This window comes from Oceanisphaera psychrotolerans, assembly GCF_001870485.1.
Taxonomy (GTDB): Bacteria; Pseudomonadota; Gammaproteobacteria; order Enterobacterales; family Aeromonadaceae; genus Oceanimonas; species Oceanimonas psychrotolerans.
This window is the reverse complement of sequence record NZ_MDKE01000014.1, coordinates 34,955-54,749: the sequence shown is the minus strand read 5'-3', so window position 1 is coordinate 54,749 and position 19,795 is coordinate 34,955. Positions and strand designations below refer to the sequence as shown.

Genomic DNA, 19,795 nt, shown 5'->3' with positions numbered 1-19,795 from the left:
TGGCTAAAATACTATCAGTATCGTTACAGGAATAAGCAAAGTAGCCATGGCAAAAGTGTTAGAAGTATTACGTTTTCCCGATGAGCGGCTGCGTACCGTCGCCAAACCCGTCACCGAGTTTACGCCCGCATTACAACAGATTGTAGATGATATGTTTGAAACCATGTACGCCGAAGAAGGCATCGGCCTCGCGGCGACCCAGGTCGACGTTCATCAGCAACTGATCGTGATCGATGTCTCCGAAGACCGGGAGCAACAGCTGGTGCTGATCAACCCGGAAATCATCGAACAAAGCGGCAGTACCGGCATAGAAGAAGGTTGTCTGTCGGTCCCCGGCGCCCGTGCGCTGGTAGAAAGGGCCGAACGCATCAAGGTACGGGCTCAGGATCGCCAGGGGACTTGGTTCGAGCTGGACGCCGACGATCTGCTGGCCATCTGTATCCAGCACGAAATGGATCATCTGATCGGCAAGCTGTTTGTCGATTACCTGTCGCCGCTCAAGCGCCAGCGCATCCGCCAGAAAATGGAAAAACTCGCCAAGCAAGAAGCACACTGATAACAATAATAAAGGACGCCCCTTGAGCAAGCTCAATATCATTTTTGCCGGTACTCCGGACTTTGCCGCTCGCCATTTGCAGGCGTTGATCGGTTCGGAGCACAATATCGTTGCCGTTTACACCCAGCCGGACCGACCCGCCGGACGCGGCAAGAAGCTGACCCCCAGCCCGGTCAAGGTGGCCGCCGTGCAGGCCGGCATCCCGGTATTTCAGCCTCAGAGCCTGCGCAACGATGACGCCCAGCAACAGCTCAAGGCCCTCGACGCCGACATCATGGTCGTGGTGGCCTATGGCCTGATCCTGCCCCAGGTGGTGCTGGATACCCCTCGCCTCGGCTGCATCAATGTACACGGTTCTCTGCTGCCACGCTGGCGTGGCGCTGCGCCCATTCAGCGCGCCATCTGGGCCGGCGACCAGGAAACCGGCGTCACCATCATGCAAATGGACAAGGGGCTGGATACCGGTGCCATGTTGCACCTGGCCCGACTGCCGATCGAGGCACAGGACACCTCCGCCAGCCTGTACCAGAAACTGGCCGACATCGGCCCCCGGGCACTGCTGCAAACACTGGCCCAAGTCGCCGATGGCTCCGCCGTGGCCGAACCGCAGGATGACGCCCTGGCCAACTATGCGGAAAAACTCTCCAAGGAAGAAGCCCTGATCGACTGGCAGCAGCCGGCCGAGCATATCGCACGCTGCGTGCGCGCCTTCAACCCCTGGCCATTCAGCTACTTCATGGTCGGCGAGCACAATATCAAGGTCTGGCAGGCCGAAGTCGTGGACGAGCCCGGCGTTCAGTCGCCCGGCACCATCATCCGTGCCGGCAAGGATGGTATCGACGTCGCCACCGGCGCCGGCGTACTGCGCCTGCTCAGCCTGCAGCCACCGGGCAAGAAAGCCATGACCTGTCAGGATCTGCTCAACGCCCGCAAGGACTGGTTCCAACCCGGCATCTGCCTGGCTTGAACACACTTAACTCATTGGTAATCATATGAAAACCCGTGCCGCCGCGGCCAACATCCTTCATCAGGTACTCAACCAGGGCCAGTCACTTTCCACCCTGCTGCCGCGTTATCAACAGCAAGTGGCCGCCAAAGACCGCGCCCTGCTGCAGGAGCTGTGCTTCGGCACCCTGCGCTGGTGCAGCCGGCTCGACGCCATCGCCAAGCAACTGCTGGAAAAACCGCTCAAGGGAAAATACCAGCCGGTGCATGCGCTGCTGCTGGTCGGTATCTATCAGCTGCTTTATACCCGTATTCCCGCCCACGCCGCCCTGGCGGAAACCGTCAACGCCTGCAAGCTACTGAAAGCCGAGCCCTTCAAGGGCATGGTCAACGGCGTGCTGCGTAACGTGCAGCGCAGGCAAGAAGAGCTGACGGCCAAGGTAGACACCCTGCCTCAGTTGCGCCTGGCGCACCCCAACTGGCTGGTCAAGCGGCTGCAGCAGGCCTATCCCGAACAGTGGCAGGACATTCTCGAGGCCAACAACCAGCATCCGCCGATGTGGATCCGGGTCAATCAGGGTCACCATTCGCGGGAGCAATACCAGACACTACTGCAGCAGAACGGCCAGGAAGCCGAACCCGATACCCTGGCCGAGAGCGCCCTGCGTCTGGCCCGTCCGGTAGACGTGACCACCCTGCCCGGTTTCGAACAGGGTCACAGTTCGGTACAGGATGCGGCGGCACAACTGGCGGCCCAGCTGCTGGAAGCCGCGCCCGGCGACACCATTCTCGATGCCTGTGCCGCCCCGGGTGGCAAGACCGCCCACATTCTCGAGCGCCAGCCGGCCCTGGCACAGCTGGTAGCCGTCGACATGGACGGCGAACGGCTGCAGCGGGTGCATCAGAACCTGGAGCGCATCGGCCTGCAGGCCACCGTGATCCAGGGCGATGCCGCCCGGCCCGCCGACTGGTGGCAAGGTGCGGCCTTCGATCGCATCCTGCTGGACGCGCCCTGCTCGGCCACCGGCGTGATCCGCCGCCATCCGGACATCAAGTGGCTGCGCCGCCCGGAAGATATCGCCCAGCTGGCTGCCTTGCAGGCGCAGATTCTGGATGCACTCTGGCAACAGCTGAAGCCCGGCGGCACCCTGCTCTATGCCACCTGCTCCATACTGCCGGATGAGAACAGCGCCCAGATCAAGGCGTTTCTGAGCCGCACCCCGGATGCCCGTCATCAGCCCCTGCACCCGGGGGATACCCTCGAGCAACCAGGCTGGCAATTCTTGCCTGGCAGCGAGCAGCGGGACGGCTTCTACTACGCCAAACTGAGCAAACAGCCATGAAAATCATCATCCTGGGCGCCGGTCAGGTCGGCGGCACCCTGGCGGAAAACCTGGTGGGCGAGAACAACGACATCACCATCGTCGATACCGACGGCGAACGGCTGCGGGAGCTGCAGGACAAGTACGATCTGCGCGTGGTCAACGGCCATGGCGCCTACCCCAACGTACTGCGTGAAGCCGGTGCTCAGGATGCCGACATGCTGGTGGCGGTGACCAGCAGCGACGAAACCAACATGATCGCCTGTCAGGTGGCCTATTCGTTGTTCAACACCCCCAACAAGGTGGCCCGCATTCGCTCGCCGGAGTTTCTGGCCGAGCGTGACCGACTGTTCCTCAACGAGGCGCTGCCGGTCGATAACCTGATCGCTCCCGAGCAGCTGGTCACCGAATACATCTATCGGCTGATCCAGTATCCGGGCGCCCTGCAGGTGGTGGACTTCGCCGAAGGCAAGGTCGGTCTGGTAGCCATCAAGGCGTACTACGGCGGCCCTCTGGTGGGCAATGCCTTGTCCACCCTGCGCGATCATATGCCCAACATCGATACCCGGGTAGCGGCGATCTTCCGCCAGAACAGGCCGATCCGGCCCCAGGGCACCACCATTATCGAGGCCGACGACGAGGTATTTTTCGTCGCCGCCAGCGGCCACATCCGCGCCGTGATGTCGGAACTGCAACGGCTCGAAAGTGACTACAAGCGCATCATGATCGTCGGTGGCGGCAACATCGGCGCCGGTCTGGCCCGACGGCTGGAGAAGCGTTATTCGGTCAAGCTGATCGAACACAACCCCAAGCGCGCCGAACAACTGTCGGAACTGCTGGAACACACCATCGTCTTCTGCGGCGATGCGGCCGATCAGGAACTGCTGGCGGAAGAGCATATCGATCAGGTGGATGTGTTTATCGCCGTCACCAATCAGGACGAGGCCAACATCATGTCGGCCATGCTCGCCAAGAAAATGGGCGCCAGAAAGGTGATGGTGCTGATCCAGCGCGGCGCCTACGTGGATCTGGTGCAGGGCGGCAGTATCGATGTGGCCATTTCCCCCCAGCAGGCCACCATATCGGCGCTGCTGACCCATGTGCGCCGGGCCGATATCGTCAACGTCTACTCTCTGCGCCGCGGTGCCGCCGAGGCCATCGAGGCCATCGCCCACGGTGACAGCAGCACTTCCAAGGTGGTGGGCCGCCAGGTCGGCGAACTCAAGCTGCCGCCCGGTGCGACCATCGGCGCCATCGTGCGCGGTGACGAGGTGTTGATCGCCCATGACAGAACCGTGATCGAGCAGAACGACCATGTAGTGCTGTTTCTGGTGGACAAGAAGTTTATCCCCGAAGTGGAGCGGCTGTTCCAGCCCAGCCCCTTCTTCCTCTGATCAGGCTCTCTGCCCCAACTGGACCTGCTCCCCATCTTCGCTCGCCGCTTCCCGCAAATGCTCGGGCAGCGGCTTGGTCACCTCCACGCCCAGCTCGCGAAACGCCTCGGCCTGACGGATCAGGTTGCCACGACCGCTGCTCAGCTTCTTCATCGCCCGCTGATAATTGTCATCGGCCCGCTGTAGCGACTGGCCCATGGCTTCCATGTCTTCCGTGAACAGGCGCAGCTTTTCGTAGATCTTGCCCGCCGATTCGGCAATCTTGCGGGCATTCTGATTCTGCCGTTCCACCCGCCACAGGTTCTCGATGGTGCGCAGCGCCACCAGCAGATTGGTGGGACTGACCAACAGAATATTGTGGTCCAGAGCATATTTCACCAGCCCGGGCTCGGCCTCCACCGCCACCAGAAAGGCCGGCTCCACTGCCACAAACATCAGCACATAATCGAGTGTCCTCACTCCCTGCAATTGCTGATAGTCCTTGCGCCCCAGCTCGCGGATATGGCCGCGCACCGAGGCGACGTGATCGCGCAGCGCCTGTTCCCGCACGGCCGCATCCTCGCCGTTGAAGTAGCGTTCGTAGGCAGTGAGCGAGACCTTGGCGTCGATGATGATGTCTTTATCTTGCGGCAGATGCACCACCACATCCGGCTGATAGCGTTTGCCCTCGGCGTTGTTCAGGCTGAGCTGGGTGCTGTATTCATGGCCCTCGCGCAGCCCCGACTCGGACAGCACCCGCGACAACACCACCTCGCCCCAGTTGCCCTGCTGCTTGCTGTCGCCTTTCAGCGCCCGGGTCAGGGCGGCGGTATCGACACTCATCTGCTGGTGCAGCTCGGCCAGCCGCTCTATCTCGAACTTCAGGCTGTGACGCTGGCGACTTTCATCGGCGTAGGTTCCTGCATGCTGCGACGGAATCCCTCCAGCTGCTCGCGCAGCGGCGACAACAAGCCGTCCAGGCTGTTCTGGTTAAGCTCACGGAAGTTATGGGTTTTCTGCTCGAAAATACGCTGGGCCAGGTTCTCGAACTGCTGCCCCAGCCGGGTCTCACTGGCCTCGAACTGAGCCTGCTTTTCCGCCGCCCATTGCCGCTCCTGGCGCAGCAGGGTCTCGTATTCCTTGAGTCGGCCGTTCATTTTCAGCACCAGTTGCTGCTGTTGCTCCAGCCGCTGCCGGGTCTCCTGCAACTCGCCACCCCGTTCATCCAACTGAGCCTGCAGTTGCCGGTTATGCTGAGCCAGCAACTGCAGCCGGGCCCCCAGACTGAGCCGGGTCAGCCCCCAGCCGGCCAGTGCCGCCACCGCACCCAGCCAGTAAGGCAGGTATTTGCCAACAGCAAGGTCATCAGCGCCTCCTCTGCTCTAGCATCGCCATCACTCGCCGGTTGAAGCGCAGCCAGAGCAATACATAAAGCAGATACAGCAGGGTAATCAGCCATTTGTGCTGATTGACGCCATTATCGAACTCCGTCAGCGGCACCCCCCGCAACTGGCTGTACAACCACAGCAGCAACGGAAACATCAGGAAGACCGACCAGCGCCAGCACTGGCTGAGAAAAGAAATGAAGAGGCCGTTATCCAAGGTGTAAGTCCCAACGTACTGATGATCAGGCCACAGCTTAACAGCGACCACCGAGGAATTCAGCCGGAACGGCGCAGATAGCGCTTTAACTGTTCGGATGGAATCGAGCTGCTGGAAGACAGGGTATAGGCGGCCCACTGCCCGGCCTGGCTCAGCACCGCCGGCATCGGCAGGCCCGCCAGCAGGCCGTGGATCAAACCGCCGGCAAAGGCATCACCGGCGCCGGTGGCATCCACCACCGAAACCGGCCGGGTCGGCACCCGAATATGCAGATCGGCAGCAAAGGCCTCGGCACCCTGTTCACCATGCGTCACCACCAGCCATTGCAACCGCTCGCCGGCCAGCAACCGGGCGTGGGCCCACAAATCCGATTGCGGTGCCAGATCGGCTGCGGAAGCATCATCACCTGACAGGGGCGAGACCAACACCCGCCCTTGGGATACTGACTGACCACCAGGCTGTGCTCCGCCATCTGCGCCATATAGGGCGCCGCCTCGGGACCGTCATGATTGACGTAGAGGCAGTCCACCGGTGTCATGGGCAGCCCGCCGGGCAAGGCCGGTCGGCGGTGCTGGCGCAGTATGGTGCGCTCGCCCAGGCTGTCGACCAGCACCAGCAACTCACCGGTTTCACCATCAAATTGCTCCACATGGGTCACATCCAGCCCCAGCTCGGCGGCTTGCTGCCGCAGCCAGACACCGGTGCTATCGTTGCCTACCCGGGCAGCAACGCTCACCTCATGACCCGCCCACAACAGCCCGACGCCGGTGTTGGCCGCACCACCGCCCAGTCGCCGCCCCTGATCCCGATATAACAGGCGGCCACCGGCTGACAACGGTTCGTTCAACAGCAGCACATGATCACAATTCAGGTTGGCCAGCAGCCGTATCTTTGCCATTCAGGCTCCTTAATAAAGATGGCGCCCACATCGGCGCCATCCTGGTACACAGTTGTCGATAATACGGAGGTGGTGAGTAAGAAGCTTACTCCACCGTCACCTGAATGGATTCAGACATGATAGGAGGCTGATGAGGCGCATGTTGCGCATCGCCCACCACCAGTTGCAGACGGTATTGTCCCGGCGGCAGACTGAGCCGGGTTTCGGTCTGGCCACCACCAAAATGGCGCACCTGGTCGCTGGCCGGCAACGGCATGGTCAGATCCGGCATGGGATCGGCGTTAATCAGCAGATGGTGGTGGCCGGTATTTTCCTTTTCCACCCCGGCCGGCGCCACCCCCATGCCTTCCAGGCCAAAGCGCACGGTAAACTCGCCACTCAGCACCTCACCATCGGCCGGACTGAGGAAATAGACCCTAGCGCCTTCCGGCGCCGGGGTGGCCGATACCGATAACGCCGCCAGCAGGGCGGCGGTACCTAACATGCTCGTTATTTTCATCATTGCCAGTCTCCAGCGGGATATCAGCCCCAAGCATAGCAGCTGGCTCCGGACCGATGGTGACGCTAACGCCTCCCGTTGTCGGCTTAGTCGGCCCGCCCCATGTAACGCCGCTCGACGGTATGGATACGGATCTTGTCGCCGATTTTCAGGTATTCCGGCACCTGAACGGTCAGGCCGGTAGCAAAGGTGGCCGGCTTGGTACGGGCCGAGGCAGAGGCCCCCTTGATTTCGGGTGTGGTATCCACGATCACCATCTCCACCGTTTGCGGCGGTTCCAGGCCAATCACCTGATCGTCTACCAGCATCACCTGAATGCCCTGGGTGTTTTCATCCAGAAACTGCAGCTCGTCGGCGATCTCGCTGCTGCGGACCGGATACTGACTGTAATCCTCGATATCCATGAAGATATGGTCGTCACCATCGACATAAGACAGCACCACATTGCGCCGCTGCAATTCCACGGTGCCGAGCAGCTCATCGCCCTTGAACCGCTCTTCCACCTTGAATCCGCTTTTCAAATCGGTAAAGCGCATCTTGTACAGGGTACTGGCGCCGCGGGCACTCGGGCTCTGCACCTCGATGTCCCGCACCATCAGCAGCTTGCCGGCCAGCTCGACCACCATTCCCTTTTTGATTTCGTTCGCCTTTGCCATGCCATCTCTCCGAAAAATAATATGCCGCATATTAGCCAAGGCCGGAGAGGCGCGCTACCAGAAACGGCAAGCCCCTCCCCTCTCGTCGATGGTATCGCGCATCGCCTGCTGAAAACGCCGGAACATGCGGTTCAGGGAGCGGTAGCTATGCACGTCCGAATATTCCGGCAGAGCATCGGGGTCGATATTGGGCCCTGATCCGGACATAATTACCGCTGGGTCAAATCACCGCCCCCATGATCAGGGTGTGAGCATAAACAGATATTTTTAATCAGGATGACAACTCTCTATGAACGAACAATTCAGTCTGGAAGGACATGGCTTTATTCCCCTGCATAACCTGCTGAAAGTGCTCGGCTGGTGTGATTCCGGTGCCATGGCCAAGATGGTGATCGACGACGGGCTGGTGCAGGTAAATGGCGAAATAGAAGTGCGCAAACGCTGCAAGATAGTGGCTGGTCAGTGCGTCAGCTTTAACGGACAAGAGGTCGAGGTTACCGAATAACCCCCATGAGCGGCGCCGTTCAGGCGCCGCCCTGAGTAACAACATTCCCCCCCGTTACAGCACCTGGGCCGCTATCCAGCCGAACAGGATCAACGGGATGTTGTAGTGCATGAAGGTAGGGATCACCGAGTCACGGATATGGTCATGCTGACCATCCACGTTCAGCCCGGCGGTGGGACCAAGGGTCGAATCCGAGGCGGGAGAACCCGCATCGCCCAGGGCGCCGGCGGTCCCCACCAGAGCGATGGTCGCCATGGGAGAGAAACCGAAATGCATCGCCATCGGCACGAAAATGGCCGCGATAATCGGCACGGTAGAAAACGATGAGCCGATACCCATGGTGATAAACAGACCCACCAGCAGCATGACCAACGCCGCCATGGCGGGGCTGTCGCCAATCAACGAACCCGCACCGGACACCAGCTCGGGAATGGCACCGGTCGCCTTCATCACCCCGGCGAAACCGGCGGCGGCAATCATCACGAAGCCGATAAAGGCCATCAGGCGCATGCCCTGGGTGAAGACGTCGTCCTGATCTTTCCATTTGAACAAGCCGTTCATCGACAGCAGGGTAAAGCCCAGCAGGCCGCCCAGCACCATGGAGCCGGTCCATACCTGCACCAGCAGGGCACCGCCCACGGCCACGCCGAGCATACACAACTGCAAGACAGACAGGCGACGAGGCTCTTCATCCTGTGGCTCGCCGCCACTGCCGGCAACCGGCTGGTGATATTCAACATGCTGATAGTCACGGGGTTTGCGATAGCTGAAAAACACCGCGACCAGCAGACCGACCACCATGCCCAGTGCCGGGATCAGCATGGCCCTGGGCGCCATGTCGTTGGTGACCGCAATCCCCAGGCTGGCACCGGCTTCATTGACGTTCTGGGTGAGAATATCGTTGAGAAAAATGGCGCCAAAGCCGACCGGGGCAATCATGTAGGGAATGACGATACTGAAGGTCAATACGCAGGCGATGATGCGTCGGTCCAGCTGCATCATGTTCATCAGGCCCAGCAAGGGCGGGATCAGCATGGGAATAAAGGCGATATGAATCGGCACTATGGTGTCGGCAGAAAAACCGATCACCACCAGGGCTGCATAAATCCCCCATTTGACATACTTCAGCCGGGTTTCATCCTGGCTGGCTCCGATAAGCCGCAGGGTTTTAGCGGCAATCACATCGGCAATGCCGGTGCGTGACAGCGCCACCGCAAAAGCCCCCAGGGTGGCCGACGCCAGCGCCACCACGGCACCACTGCCCAGCCCACCGTTAAAGGCCGCCGTAATCTCCGCCATCGGCATGCCCGCATACAGGCCGCCAATCACCGCCGATACCACCAGGGCGATTACCACCGGCACCCGGGCCAGGCTCAGCCCGATCATTATCAATACCGCAAGTACAATCGTATTCATGACACCTCCATGTCGTTTAATCACAACAGCCTCCCCTGGCCCCACGGCGGGGCCAAATCCGACTCCTGCGCCGCCGGCACGGCTCACGCCAATAGCTCGGCCGAACCGGATACTACTTATCAACAAAAAACGGGTTACACCGCCGGGCTGCCATGCGCGCGGCATACTGCGGGCCCAGGCTGAAAACCGCTCAGTCCCGCTCATTGATATCAATCGGGATTACAGTCGGCCGTAAAAGGTCATGCGGGCCGTTTCCGACAGGGCCACGTCAGGCTGGTTGTTGTAGGCCAGCACCACCAGCATGCGGGTAATGTCGCCCTGGGTCGGGGTGACCCGGTGAATGGCGTTGCGACCGCGGAACAGCACCAGGGCGCCCGGCTCCATGCTCAGTTGCTTGACTTCAACCTCGCCCTTGAGCACCCGATCCACGCCTTCGTAATTCATCTCGCCCCGATCCGCATCACGCATGTTTTCCACATACTCGAACACCCCACCGCCGGCGGGCTTCTGGATCAGCAGGGTGGTAGCGAAGGAAGAGTTATCGAAGTGCCAGCCCAACTCCTGCCCTTCACTGGCATAGTGCAGGTTGATGGAAGACAGGGGATCGGCATATTCATAGAGCGTTTCTTCCAGTACATCGCCCAGAAAATCACGGAACGCGTCGGCGTTGTACATGATGCGCAGGGGAGAATCTTTGCCGATAACATCATCGGTAATACAACCCTTGGAGGAAGTCACCTTGGCGTTGCGCGGATGATGGTCGCCGAAGGCCGGATCAGACTCCGCCAGGTAGACGTTATGCTGGCTGGCGGTGTAATAGGCCTGGTGCTGTTTTTCCAGTCCTTCCTGCTTGACCTGCTCCACCGCCTCGGGCTTCATGAACCCCGGCAGCACCAGGCGCCGGTACGGGCCAGAGTGTTGCGGCATTCGGCACGGAAGTCCGGATCATCGATAGGGTAAACGGATAAGTCGAGAATGGTGTTCAGTGTGCTCATAACATCTTGCTCCGGTCAGTCTGGTAACGGATGGGGTCTGTCCCACCACCTTATAAAACCCCGACGACCGGCAATAGCGATATAAAGTTAACGATGTGTTAACCATTTTTAATCTTGTTGATCCCTGGCCATGCTTGACCCCATAACACCAGAGCCGCATGATCAGACACCTCGCCCGATGGCGCCGGATCAGAACAATAACGAGAGAAACCGCATGGAGCAGGCCAGTCACCACCGACTACCCAAGTTAAGTAACATACTGGCATTTGAAACCGCCGCCAAAACCGGCAGCCTGGCCAGTGCCGCCGATACCCTGTGCATCACCCCGGCCGCGGTCAGCCAGCAAATCCGCCAGCTGGAAGAACACCTGGGGGTCAAACTGTTTGTGCGCTCCAAAAGCGGCGTCGAGCTGACCGAACCGGGGATCAGCTATCTCGCCTTTGCCCAGGAAGCCTTCGAAACCCTGCGTGTGGCCCAGCAGAACATGGCCCAGTATCAGGGGGAGCATACGCTTACGATTACCGCCCTGCCCGCGTTGGCATCCCGTTGGCTGATGCCACGTCTCTATCAATGGATGGACAGACACCCGGAAATCGACCTTCGCATTCAGGCCACCCACAGCCTGACCGACTTCAATACCAACCCCACCGACTTCTACCTTTCGTTCGGGGACGAGCATTATCCCCAGCAGGACAAGATAGAGCTGTTTCGTGATTCGGTGATCCCGGTCTGCAGCCCCACCCTGCTCAAGGCCCCGCTGCCGCTGGACAACCCGGAACAGCTGTTCGACTACCCCATGATCCATGTGGACTGGGGTCGTGACGGCCGTTTTCTGCCGGACTGGAGTGAATGGCTGCTGGCAGCCAGCATCACCACCCGACCGCCTAACCCGGGGCCGTCGTTCAACCTGACGGCCATGGCGATAGACGCCGCCGTTGCGGGCCGGGGGATCTTGCTGGGGCAGCAATCACTTATCCGCGAAGAGCTGCAACAGGGCAAACTGGTCACGCTGTCATCGCTGGCACTGCCGCTCAACAAGTCCTACTTTCTGATTTATCCCAAGCGTATTCTGGACAAACCCAAGGCACAGGAACTGCTGGACTGGCTGCGACAACAGGCCGATAACGACCGGAATTTGCGTATCGGATAGGCGGGGCGACGACGTGCGGAGACATGAATGGCAGATAGCGGAAAACAAAAAGGCTCACCAAATGGTGAGCCTTTTTGTGAATCTGGTCGGCATGAGAGGATTCGAACCTCCGACCCCTTCGTCCCGAACGAAGTGCGCTACCAAGCTGCGCTACATGCCGTCAACGGGGCGAGAATTTACATAAATGACGACATTGTTGCAAGCTATTTTTAAGAAAAACCGCTATTTAGGTCCAAAAGCCGCCGGCTTCGGTCTGCTGCCCGTCCCGGCTCCGGATACTGCTCCGCTTTTGGCGCCAGCAGTCAGACGGCGGGATTGAGTCTATAACAAGGTATGACCTCCACTCACCACCGAGTTCGACCCGGGAAGGACACCATGAATAGATTGTTGTTATTGCTGCTTGCCCTGTTCAGCCTGCCTGCTCAGGCCGCACTGACGGTCAGGATCCCCCAACCCGAGCCTCTTCCGCCGCTGTATTCCTACTATCGGCAACTGCTGACCCTGGCGCTGGAAAAAAGCGGCGAGGAATTTACCATCCACCCGGTAGCACTGAACGACCCCCAGCCACAACTGGCACTGAGGCTGCGCGATGGCAAACCGATCAATCTGCTCTGGGCCGGCACCTCCGGCGAATACGAGCGACACCTGCTGCCGATAAGGATACCGCTGTTACGCGGCCTGTCCGGATTCCGGCTGCTGCTGATCAACAGGATCCGGCAACAGGAATTCAGTCGGGTGCAGCGCCTGAGCGATCTGGCGGCCTTTACCGGGGTGCAGGGCGTCGGCTGGAGCGATATCGACATTCTCAAACGGGCGGGGCTGAATATCAACGCCGCCCCCCGCCACACCATTCTGGACATGCTGAACCGCAACCAGCATGTGGATTATTATCCGCGCAGCTGGTGGAAGCCCATGCCGAACTGCAAACCGCCACCGAGCACTATCCGCTGCTGATGGCAGAACCCCGACTGTTGCTGTATTACCCCTTCGCCATTTATTTTTTTGTCAGCCCCGAACATCCCGAACTGGCCGAGGCGCTCGAACGGGGGCTGAGCCGGGCCTATACCGATGGCAGCTTTATGACCCTGTTCGAACAGCACCCGCAGATCCGCGCCAGCCTGCCGGTGCTGCAACAGCCGCGATTACGGCTGGAGCTCGCCAACCCGGATCTGACCGAATCCACCCTGGCCCTGCCGGATCACTACTGGTATCCCGGCACCCGGCCTTGAAAAAGCGCCGCCAGCTGTTCACTATCCTTAAGTCATCATCATTTCTGGAGTCGTCGCCGGTGAACATCGCCTTTTTCAGCAGTCAGCCTTACATGCAACAGCCTTTCGCCGAGCACAACCGGAACTACGGCTTCGATATCACCTGGTTCGAGGCCCGACTGGAAGCACAGACCGCCGCGCTCTGTCAGGGATTTGATGCGGTCTGCGTCTTCGTCAACGACAAGCTGGACGCGGAGGTCATCCACACCCTGGCCTCGGCCGGGGTCGGCATCATCGCCCTGCGCTGTGCCGGCTACAACAATGTGGATCTGGAGGCGGCGAGGGCCGCTGGCATCAGGGTGGTGCGGGTTCCGGCCTATTCACCGGAAGCGGTGGCCGAGCACACGGTGGGGCTGATGCTGACGCTCAACCGCCATATCCACAAGGCCTATCAGCGAACCCGGGACGCCAACTTCTCCCTCAACGGCCTGGTCGGCTTCAACATGCACGGCAAGACCGCCGGCATCATCGGCACCGGTAAAATCGGCCTGGCCACCCTGCGCATCCTGCAGGGGCTGGGCATGAACCTGCTGGTACACGATCCGGTCGAAAGCCCCGAGGCGCTGGCGCTGGGAGCCCGATATGTGCCGCTGGAACAACTGTTCCGGGAGGCGGACGTGATCAGCCTGCATTGCCCCTTGCTGCACGACAACTACCACCTGCTGTGCCGGGAGAGCTTCGCACAAATGAAAGACGGGGTGATGATCATCAACACCAGCCGGGGCGGTCTGCTCAACGCCCTCGACGCCATCGATGCCATCAACAACGGCAGGATCGGCAGCCTGGGGCTGGACGTATACGAAGAGGAAGAAAACCTGTTCTTCGCCGACAATTCCGGTGAAATCATCCACGATGATACTTTTCACCTGCTGTCGGCCTACCCCAACGTTATCCTGACCGGCCACCAGGCGTTTCTGACTCATGAGGCGCTCGCCGCCATCGCCCGGATCACCCTGGACAATCTGCAACGGCTCGCCCGCAACGAGCCCTGTGACAATCAAATCAACTAATCGCATCGAGTAAGGAATCACCATGAAAACAACCATTGCCGCCACCACCGCCCTGTTGCTTACCGCCTGTAGTGGCGGCCTCAAGGTGGTCGAGTCCGACCTGCAGCATCATCACTGGAACCTGGCCGCCATCAACGGCGTGGCCGTCAATGCGGAGCTCAATTCGGATCTGGAGATCGGTGAACATTTCACCATCAACGGCATGGCCGGCTGTAACCGCTTCTTCGGCAGCGCCACTCTGGAGCAGAACCGACTCCAGGCCGATCCGCTCGCCAGCACCAAGATGGCCTGTGACCCGGAAGCGCAGAAAGTGGAAACCGCCGTGCTGCAAACCCTGAGCGAGGGCGCCACCGTCAACAACGAAGGCCGGCAGCTTGAGCTGGTTGGCGAGCAATACACCCTCACCTACCAACTGGCCGACAGGATGAACTGATGAGCGAACATTTTCTGATTTGTCCGGCCTGCCAGGCCAAGAACCGGGTGCCCGGCGAGCGACTGCAACAGGCCCCGCAATGCGGTAAATGCAAAGCGTCCCTGCTGCCACCCCAGCCGCTGACGCTGGACGGCCCCAAACTGGATCGCCTGCTGGCAAATGAAACCCTGCCGCTGGTGGTCGACTTCTGGGCCCCCTGGTGCGGCCCCTGCCAGAGCATGGCGCCGGTGTTTACCGCCGCCGCCGGCGAGGTGAATGGCCAACTGAGACTGGCCAAGCTGGATACCGAGGCCCAGCAGGCCGCCGCCGCCCGCTTTGGCATCCGCTCCATCCCCACCCTGATTGCCTTTCATCAGGGCCGGGAAATCGCCCGTCAGTCCGGCGCCCTCTCCGCCGGCCAACTCAAGCAGTGGCTGCAGAGCCTGCCGGTTTAAGCCTGCGACCGCAGGGCTCGGTCATGGAGCCCTGCTGACGGCCATTCTTGTTCATAATTTTTGAAAAAGTCCGGCGAACTTATCCGCTGTGATCCCCCCGCGACTTTGCCCACACTAGGCTCATAGTATTCACTACACCGAGGAGCCGAACATGGGCAAGCTGGTTGAGGGCATCTGGCATGATGTCTGGTACGACACCAAGGAAAACAAGGGACGATTCAAACGCAGCGAAAGCCAGTTTCGCAACTGGGTGACCGCCGATGGCGATGCCGGCCCGACCGGCCAGCCGGGCTTTGCCGCCGAGGCGGGACGCTATCACCTGTATGTCTCCCTGGCCTGCCCCTGGGCACACCGCACCCTGATGATGCGTGCGCTCAAGGGGCTGGAAGACCTGATCCCGGTCTCGGTGGTGCACCCGCTGATGGGCGAACACGGCTGGACCTTCGACCCCGGTTTCGAGGCCGCCACCGGCGATCCCCTCTACGGGCTCGACTACCTGTACCGGCTTTATCTCAAGGCCGACCCGCACTATTCCGGCCGGGTCACGGTGCCAGTACTGTGGGACAAACAGCAGCAGACCATCGTCAGCAACGAATCTGCCGATATCATCCGCATGCTCAACGGCGCCTTCGACCACCTTGGCGCCAGGGCCGGTGATTACTATCCCGAGGCACTGCGTACACAGATCGACACCATCAATGCCGAGGTGTACGACAGCATCAACAACGGCGTCTACAAGGCGGGCTTCGCCACCAGCCAGCAAGCCTACGACGAGGCGGTGCGGGCCCTGTTTGCCGGGCTCGACCGGCTGGAGCAACGGCTGGACCGGCAACGCTACCTCGTCGGCAGCCGGCTGACCGAGGCCGATATCCGGCTGTGGACCACCCTGGCCCGCTTCGATGCGGTCTATCACACCCATTTCAAGTGTGACCGCCGCAAGATAAGCGACTATTCCAACCTTTACGGTTATTTGCGCGACATCTACCAGCAGCCGGGCATCGCCGACACCCTGAACATGGCCCATATTCGCCATCATTATTTTTGCAGCCACCCGACCATCAACCCCCATGGCATTATCTCCATCGGGCCGGAGCAGGACTGGCAGGTACCCCATGACAGGGCAAACCGTTTTAGTTGAGGAGCCGAACATGAACCACCGCGAAGTCATCACCCTGTATCCGGCGCTGGCCACCAGCGACGGCGCCGGCGTAAAACTCAAGCGCGCCCTGGGTCAGAGCCAGCGCCAGCGCATGGATCCCTTCCTGATGATGGATAACTTCTCGTCGGATGACGCCGCCGACTATATCGCCGGCTTTCCCGAGCATCCGCACCGGGGCTTTGAAACCATCACCTACATGCTCGACGGTCATATGCTGCACCGGGATCACATGGGTAACGAAGGGCATCTGCGGGCCGGCGATGTGCAATGGATGACCGCCGGCCGGGGGGTCATCCACTCGGAGATGCCCCAGCAGGAAGCAGGCCGGATGCGCGGCTTTCAGATCTGGCTGAACCTGCCTGCCGCCCTCAAGATGCAGCCGGCCCACTACCAGGATATCCGCGCCGCCACACTGCCAAGACTGGCACTCGACGGCGACGGTGAGCTGGTTCTGCTGGCTGGCACCCTGACCTTGAACAACCAGTCGCTCACCGGCCCCATTCAGAGCGAACATACCCGGCCGCTGATCGTCGATATCCGACTGGCGCCGCACCAGCAGCTGACGCTGCCAGTTCCCGCCGGGCTTGGCGCCCTGGTCTACGCCTTCGAAGGCGCCCTGCAACTGGGTAACACCCTCTTGCCCCATGAACACACGGCGCTGCTCGGCGATGGCGACCGGCTGACATTGCTGGCCGGAGACCAGGGTGGCCGCCTGCTGCTGCTGGCCGGCAAGGCGCTGAATGAACCGGTGGTTCAGTATGGCCCCTTCGTGATGAACAGCATGGAAGAAATCGAGCAGGCGATGATGGATTACCGGGCCGGCAAACTGGTATAAAGAGGTTTTTCTCGATTAGGGATGCCCTATGGACGCGCTTGAGCAAAACCGCTTGAAACGTATTCTTTCCAACACTCGCAGCATTGCCCTGGTAGGCGCCTCCAACCGGCCGGAGCGAGCCAGCTATCAGGTAATGGAATATCTGTTGCAACAGGGCTATCTGGTCTATCCGGTCAATCCGCAACTGGCCGGTGCCGTCATCCTCGGACAGACCTGTGTCGCCGAGCTGGACGAGCTGGATCAGCCGGTGCAGTTGATCAACGTGTTTCGTCGCGGCGAATTTGCCGCCGATGTCGCCATCGAAGCCATCGAGCATGAAGCTCGGAGCCTGTGGCTGCAGGAGGGAGTTCAGAGCACGGCGGCGGCCGAATCCGCCGCCGAAGCCGAACTGGACTACGTGGAAAACCTCTGTATCAAGAAGGTGCATCAGCAACTGCTGGGCTAACCAACCTGTCCATGCCGGACACAACAAGGGGCCCTGGCCCCTTGTTGTTACACCCCGTTCGAAAGATGCTTAGTGATGATGGTGCTGCTCGCCCTGCTGTTGCTCCGGCTCGGCATCCACCGCTACTTCCACTTCGACGGTGCCGGCCTGCTTGAAGTGCAACGTCAGCGGAAAGCGCTCGCCGACCGCCGGCACCCGCTTCAACCCCATCAACATCAGGTGGTGACCACCGGGAGCCAGGGTCTGCTCGCCACCGGCCGGGATCGCCAGTTCGTCCAGCTGACGCATCTTCATCATGTCACCGTCCTTGATGTGGGTATGGATCTCCACCTTGTCTGCAATGGGACTCTCTGCGCTCAGCAGCACGTCCTCCGCCTCCCCCTTGTTGGTGATATTGAGATAAGCCACTCCGGTGGTGGCCACCGGCGGCAGCGGCCGACTCCAGGGGTGGTCGATATGCAGCCCGCCACCATGGTAATCGTGGGCAGTGACCGCGGCGGAGCCCAGCAGCAGGGCAGTAGCCAGCAAGGTGCGTAACGGAGCCATTATTTCATTCCTTTCAGGTAATTAGGTTCGGTCCATTGTAATCGGCGCACACAGAAAGGCCAGCGCGCCGGCGCCAGCAATAACAACAAGGCGAGCCAGACGCCGCCCAGACCAAACCATTGTCGTGTTTTCATCTCTTTCCCTTCCATGGTGATTGAATGTTTAGCGAATCATCAGACCGAACGCAGATACCAGTCGAACTCCTGCGGGCTGACATGGCGCATGAACAACAGCCGCTCACCGTAGCGGTTGGCGTGATACACCCGGCAGAACTCCCGTCCCAGATATTCCGGTAACAGCTCGTTGCGCTGCCACTGCTCCAGCGCCTGGATCCAGCTGGACGGCAGGCTGGGCGGGTGAGAGGCGTAGCCGTTGCCCACCACCGGCGCGGGCGGAGTCAACCGCTGGGTAATGCCGTAATGGATACCGGCCAGTATGCTGGCCATCAGCAGGTAGGGGTTGGCATCGGCACCGGCAACGCGGTGCTCCAGCCGGCGGGCCTCGTCACTGCCGCCGGGAATACGTACCGCCACGGTGCGGTTGTCGGCCCCCCAGGTCTGGCTCATGGGCACATAGAAACCGGGCTGGAAGCGACGATAACTGTTGGCGTTGGGGGCAAAGACCACCATCGACTCCGGCATCAGCGCCAGGGTGCCGGCAATGGCATGTTTCAGTATGTTGCTGCCCAGTGGATCGTCCGTTTCGCCCTTGAATACATTGTTGCCCTGCTCGTCCAGCAGGCTGACATGAATATGGGTACCGCTGCCCGCCTCCTGGTTATAGGGCTTGGCCATGAAGGTGGCATCCATCTGGTGTCGGGCCGCCACCCCCTTGATCAGTCGTTTGAGCAACACCGCCTCGTCACAGGCCTGCATGGCATTGCTTCTGTGCTTGAGATTGATTTCGAACTGCCCCGGCGCGCATTCGGCAATGGCGGTATCCACCGGCAACCGCTGAGCCTGGGCGGCTTCGTGAATGGCTTCGATAAAATCGCAGTGATCATCCAGATCCGACAGCGAATACACCTGGCACTGGGCATCCCGCTTGCCGGTGACCGGAGATACCGGCGGCTGCAGCTGCTGCAGTTCGTCCCGCTCGCGGTCGACCACGTAGAACTCGGTTTCCACCGCCACTACCGGTGTCAGCTTCAGTTCGGCAAAACGGTCCAGCACTCGCTGCAACACATGACGCGGATCATAGATAAAGGGAGCCTGGTTGTTCTCGTACATGCTCATCAGCACCTGGCCGCAGGGCCTGTCCTGCCAGGGGGTACGACTCAGGGTACCGGCCACCGGGTAACACAAGCGGTCGGCTTCGCCCTGATCCAGTCCCAATCCGGTTTCTTCTATGGTATTGCCGTTGATATCCAGCGCAAACAGCGAGGCCGGCAGGCAAATGCCTTCCTCATAGGCCTTGAGCAGGCTGTCCCGCGGGATGCGCTTGCCGCGGATCACGCCATTGATATCACCAATCATCAGATCGATGGAATTGATATCCGGGTTCTGTTCCAGAAATTCCCGGGCTTCCTGTATCCCCATTTCGTCCATTACGACCTCCCTGTTAACCGCCCTAAAGCGTTATAATTTAATAAACACACAATATTTAAATCGTTATAGAATAATCACCAAACTAATGCAATCTTCACCGCGTACATTTCGCTTAAACCCTGTTGATAATGGCGACTCTCATCACAAAAAGCACTAAAAAAAGACCGTCACTTCACATAAACCACCTCGCTTTACCGCCAA

General features: G+C 60.2%; 23 protein-coding genes, 1 tRNA gene and 2 pseudogenes. 14 read left to right on the top strand and 12 right to left on the bottom strand.

Features of this window, described 5'->3' with window-relative positions; all coding sequences use genetic code 11:
* Window positions 1-46 precede the first annotated feature (46 nt).
* The 4 genes from def to trkA are packed head-to-tail and all read left to right on the top strand — an operon-like array spanning window position 47 to window position 4,217.
* Window positions 47-556, top strand: coding sequence for a peptide deformylase (def, locus tag BFR47_RS06855; protein ID WP_071472374.1), 510 nt, complete (start codon window positions 47-49; stop codon window positions 554-556).
* 22 nt (window positions 557-578) lie between these two features.
* Window positions 579-1,523 (top strand): methionyl-tRNA formyltransferase, encoded by a 945-nt coding sequence (gene fmt, locus BFR47_RS06850; RefSeq protein ID WP_071472373.1) that lies wholly within the window; start codon window positions 579-581, stop codon window positions 1,521-1,523.
* 25 nt (window positions 1,524-1,548) lie between these two features.
* Window positions 1,549-2,844, top strand: coding sequence for a 16S rRNA (cytosine(967)-C(5))-methyltransferase RsmB (gene rsmB / locus BFR47_RS06845; protein WP_071472372.1), 1,296 nt, complete (start codon window positions 1,549-1,551; stop codon window positions 2,842-2,844).
* Window positions 2,841-4,217: a Trk system potassium transporter TrkA gene (trkA, locus tag BFR47_RS06840; protein WP_071472371.1), complete on the top strand. Its 1,377-nt coding sequence runs from the start codon at window positions 2,841-2,843 to the stop codon at window positions 4,215-4,217. The genes rsmB and trkA overlap by 4 nt, the downstream gene beginning before the upstream one ends.
* Here the strand turns inward: trkA and rmuC are convergent.
* From rmuC to BFR47_RS17965, 6 genes and pseudogenes are all read right to left on the bottom strand, one after another.
* A pseudogene (gene rmuC, locus BFR47_RS17465) lies at window positions 4,218-5,539 on the bottom strand (DNA recombination protein RmuC).
* A 22-nt stretch (window positions 5,540-5,561) separates the two neighbouring features.
* A complete protein-coding gene (locus tag BFR47_RS06825) occupies window positions 5,562-5,798 on the bottom strand; it encodes a hypothetical protein (protein ID WP_071472368.1) in 237 nt (78 codons plus the stop codon).
* A 59-nt stretch (window positions 5,799-5,857) separates the two neighbouring features.
* Window positions 5,858-6,696: pseudogene (locus BFR47_RS06820) on the bottom strand (PfkB family carbohydrate kinase).
* Between the two features lie 85 nt (window positions 6,697-6,781).
* Window positions 6,782-7,198 carry a DUF4399 domain-containing protein gene (locus BFR47_RS06815; RefSeq protein ID WP_071472367.1) on the bottom strand — a complete coding sequence of 139 codons (417 nt, stop codon included), beginning with the start codon at window positions 7,196-7,198 and terminating at the stop codon, window positions 6,782-6,784.
* An 83-nt stretch (window positions 7,199-7,281) separates the two neighbouring features.
* Window positions 7,282-7,851, bottom strand: coding sequence for an elongation factor P-like protein EfpL (efpL, locus tag BFR47_RS06810; protein ID WP_071472366.1), 570 nt, complete (start codon window positions 7,849-7,851; stop codon window positions 7,282-7,284).
* A 54-nt stretch (window positions 7,852-7,905) separates the two neighbouring features.
* Complete coding sequence (locus BFR47_RS17965) at window positions 7,906-8,058, bottom strand: hypothetical protein (protein WP_175514074.1); 153 nt, start codon at window positions 8,056-8,058, stop codon at window positions 7,906-7,908.
* 82 nt (window positions 8,059-8,140) lie between these two features.
* Here BFR47_RS17965 and ybcJ point away from each other — a divergent pair, with 82 nt between their 5' ends.
* Window positions 8,141-8,356, top strand: a complete 216-nt coding sequence (gene ybcJ, locus BFR47_RS06805; protein ID WP_071472365.1) for a ribosome-associated protein YbcJ — start codon at window positions 8,141-8,143, stop codon at window positions 8,354-8,356.
* 54 nt (window positions 8,357-8,410) lie between these two features.
* On the opposite strand, the gene BFR47_RS06800 is transcribed toward ybcJ, so the two are convergent.
* Both BFR47_RS06800 and BFR47_RS06795 read right to left on the bottom strand, forming a co-directional pair.
* Window positions 8,411-9,772, bottom strand: a complete 1,362-nt coding sequence (locus tag BFR47_RS06800; protein WP_071472364.1) for a Na+/H+ antiporter family protein — start codon at window positions 9,770-9,772, stop codon at window positions 8,411-8,413.
* Between the two features lie 219 nt (window positions 9,773-9,991).
* A complete protein-coding gene (locus BFR47_RS06795) occupies window positions 9,992-10,651 on the bottom strand; it encodes a HalD/BesD family halogenase (RefSeq protein WP_217645489.1) in 660 nt (219 codons plus the stop codon).
* A gap of 330 nt (window positions 10,652-10,981) precedes the next feature.
* On the opposite strand from BFR47_RS06795, the gene BFR47_RS06790 reads away from it, so the two are divergent.
* Entirely contained in the window at window positions 10,982-11,917 is a 936-nt protein-coding gene (locus tag BFR47_RS06790; RefSeq protein WP_071472385.1) for a LysR substrate-binding domain-containing protein, read from the top strand.
* 83 nt (window positions 11,918-12,000) lie between these two features.
* On the opposite strand, the gene BFR47_RS06785 is transcribed toward BFR47_RS06790, so the two are convergent.
* Window positions 12,001-12,077, bottom strand: a tRNA-Pro gene (locus BFR47_RS06785).
* Window positions 12,078-12,292: 215 nt separating this feature from the next.
* Between BFR47_RS06785 and BFR47_RS17460 the strand changes: the two genes are divergently transcribed.
* The 8 genes from BFR47_RS17460 (at window position 12,293) to BFR47_RS06750 (ending at window position 17,501) form a co-directional block, all read left to right on the top strand.
* Window positions 12,293-12,871, top strand: coding sequence for a hypothetical protein (locus BFR47_RS17460; RefSeq protein WP_139215123.1), 579 nt, complete (start codon window positions 12,293-12,295; stop codon window positions 12,869-12,871).
* Window positions 12,820-13,146, top strand: a complete 327-nt coding sequence (locus BFR47_RS17455) for a type 2 periplasmic-binding domain-containing protein (protein WP_083399041.1) — start codon at window positions 12,820-12,822, stop codon at window positions 13,144-13,146. The genes BFR47_RS17460 and BFR47_RS17455 overlap by 52 nt, the downstream gene beginning before the upstream one ends.
* Before the next feature lie 59 nt (window positions 13,147-13,205).
* Window positions 13,206-14,195 carry a 2-hydroxyacid dehydrogenase gene (locus BFR47_RS06775; RefSeq protein WP_071472363.1) on the top strand — a complete coding sequence of 330 codons (990 nt, stop codon included), beginning with the start codon at window positions 13,206-13,208 and terminating at the stop codon, window positions 14,193-14,195.
* Window positions 14,196-14,217: 22 nt separating this feature from the next.
* The gene (locus BFR47_RS06770; RefSeq protein ID WP_071472362.1) at window positions 14,218-14,628 is read left to right on the top strand and encodes an META domain-containing protein; all 411 of its coding nucleotides are present in this window, start codon (window positions 14,218-14,220) and stop codon (window positions 14,626-14,628) included.
* Complete coding sequence (trxC, locus tag BFR47_RS06765) at window positions 14,628-15,062, top strand: thioredoxin TrxC (RefSeq protein WP_071472361.1); 435 nt, start codon at window positions 14,628-14,630, stop codon at window positions 15,060-15,062. Before BFR47_RS06770 ends, trxC begins: the two co-directional genes overlap by 1 nt.
* A gap of 151 nt (window positions 15,063-15,213) precedes the next feature.
* The gene (locus BFR47_RS06760; RefSeq protein ID WP_071472360.1) at window positions 15,214-16,200 is read left to right on the top strand and encodes a glutathione S-transferase family protein; all 987 of its coding nucleotides are present in this window, start codon (window positions 15,214-15,216) and stop codon (window positions 16,198-16,200) included.
* A 10-nt stretch (window positions 16,201-16,210) separates the two neighbouring features.
* The gene (locus tag BFR47_RS06755) at window positions 16,211-17,056 is read left to right on the top strand and encodes a pirin family protein (RefSeq protein ID WP_071472359.1); all 846 of its coding nucleotides are present in this window, start codon (window positions 16,211-16,213) and stop codon (window positions 17,054-17,056) included.
* A 52-nt stretch (window positions 17,057-17,108) separates the two neighbouring features.
* Window positions 17,109-17,501 (top strand): CoA-binding protein, encoded by a 393-nt coding sequence (locus BFR47_RS06750; protein WP_245748836.1) that lies wholly within the window; start codon window positions 17,109-17,111, stop codon window positions 17,499-17,501.
* 69 nt (window positions 17,502-17,570) lie between these two features.
* On the opposite strand, the gene BFR47_RS06745 is transcribed toward BFR47_RS06750, so the two are convergent.
* Genes BFR47_RS06745 through BFR47_RS06740 form a run of 3 tightly spaced genes read right to left on the bottom strand, consistent with a single transcriptional unit; the run spans window position 17,571 to window position 19,594 of the window.
* Window positions 17,571-18,047, bottom strand: coding sequence for a copper chaperone PCu(A)C (locus BFR47_RS06745; RefSeq protein WP_071472357.1), 477 nt, complete (start codon window positions 18,045-18,047; stop codon window positions 17,571-17,573).
* Window positions 18,047-18,181, bottom strand: coding sequence for a hypothetical protein (locus BFR47_RS19105; protein ID WP_281245953.1), 135 nt, complete (start codon window positions 18,179-18,181; stop codon window positions 18,047-18,049). Before BFR47_RS19105 ends, BFR47_RS06745 begins: the two co-directional genes overlap by 1 nt.
* A 39-nt stretch (window positions 18,182-18,220) precedes the next feature.
* Complete coding sequence (locus tag BFR47_RS06740; protein WP_071472356.1) at window positions 18,221-19,594, bottom strand: glutamine synthetase family protein; 1,374 nt, start codon at window positions 19,592-19,594, stop codon at window positions 18,221-18,223.
* Between the last annotated feature and the right edge of the window lie 201 nt (window positions 19,595-19,795).

Bases quoted from the DNA above. Each gene is read 5' to 3' on its own strand.
- def (WP_071472374.1), top strand. From the start codon at position 47: ATGGCAAAAGTGTTAGAAGTATTACGTTTTCCCGATGAGCGGCTGCGT.
- BFR47_RS06770 (WP_071472362.1), top strand. From the start codon at position 14,218: ATGAAAACAACCATTGCCGCCACCACCGCCCTGTTGCTTACCGCCTGT.
- BFR47_RS06740 (WP_071472356.1), bottom strand. From the start codon at position 19,594: ATGGACGAAATGGGGATACAGGAAGCCCGGGAATTTCTGGAACAGAAC.
- rsmB (WP_071472372.1), top strand. From the start codon at position 1,549: ATGAAAACCCGTGCCGCCGCGGCCAACATCCTTCATCAGGTACTCAAC.
- BFR47_RS06795 (WP_217645489.1), bottom strand. From the start codon at position 10,651: ATGAAGCCCGAGGCGGTGGAGCAGGTCAAGCAGGAAGGACTGGAAAAA.
- BFR47_RS06790 (WP_071472385.1), top strand. From the start codon at position 10,982: ATGGAGCAGGCCAGTCACCACCGACTACCCAAGTTAAGTAACATACTG.
- BFR47_RS17460 (WP_139215123.1), top strand. From the start codon at position 12,293: ATGAATAGATTGTTGTTATTGCTGCTTGCCCTGTTCAGCCTGCCTGCT.
- BFR47_RS19105 (WP_281245953.1), bottom strand. From the start codon at position 18,181: ATGAAAACACGACAATGGTTTGGTCTGGGCGGCGTCTGGCTCGCCTTG.
- trkA (WP_071472371.1), top strand. From the start codon at position 2,841: ATGAAAATCATCATCCTGGGCGCCGGTCAGGTCGGCGGCACCCTGGCG.
- efpL (WP_071472366.1), bottom strand. From the start codon at position 7,851: ATGGCAAAGGCGAACGAAATCAAAAAGGGAATGGTGGTCGAGCTGGCC.
- ybcJ (WP_071472365.1), top strand. From the start codon at position 8,141: ATGAACGAACAATTCAGTCTGGAAGGACATGGCTTTATTCCCCTGCAT.
- BFR47_RS06815 (WP_071472367.1), bottom strand. From the start codon at position 7,198: ATGATGAAAATAACGAGCATGTTAGGTACCGCCGCCCTGCTGGCGGCG.
- BFR47_RS06755 (WP_071472359.1), top strand. From the start codon at position 16,211: ATGAACCACCGCGAAGTCATCACCCTGTATCCGGCGCTGGCCACCAGC.
- BFR47_RS06800 (WP_071472364.1), bottom strand. From the start codon at position 9,772: ATGAATACGATTGTACTTGCGGTATTGATAATGATCGGGCTGAGCCTG.
- trxC (WP_071472361.1), top strand. From the start codon at position 14,628: ATGAGCGAACATTTTCTGATTTGTCCGGCCTGCCAGGCCAAGAACCGG.
- BFR47_RS06745 (WP_071472357.1), bottom strand. From the start codon at position 18,047: ATGGCTCCGTTACGCACCTTGCTGGCTACTGCCCTGCTGCTGGGCTCC.
- BFR47_RS06760 (WP_071472360.1), top strand. From the start codon at position 15,214: ATGGGCAAGCTGGTTGAGGGCATCTGGCATGATGTCTGGTACGACACC.
- BFR47_RS17965 (WP_175514074.1), bottom strand. From the start codon at position 8,058: ATGTCCGGATCAGGGCCCAATATCGACCCCGATGCTCTGCCGGAATAT.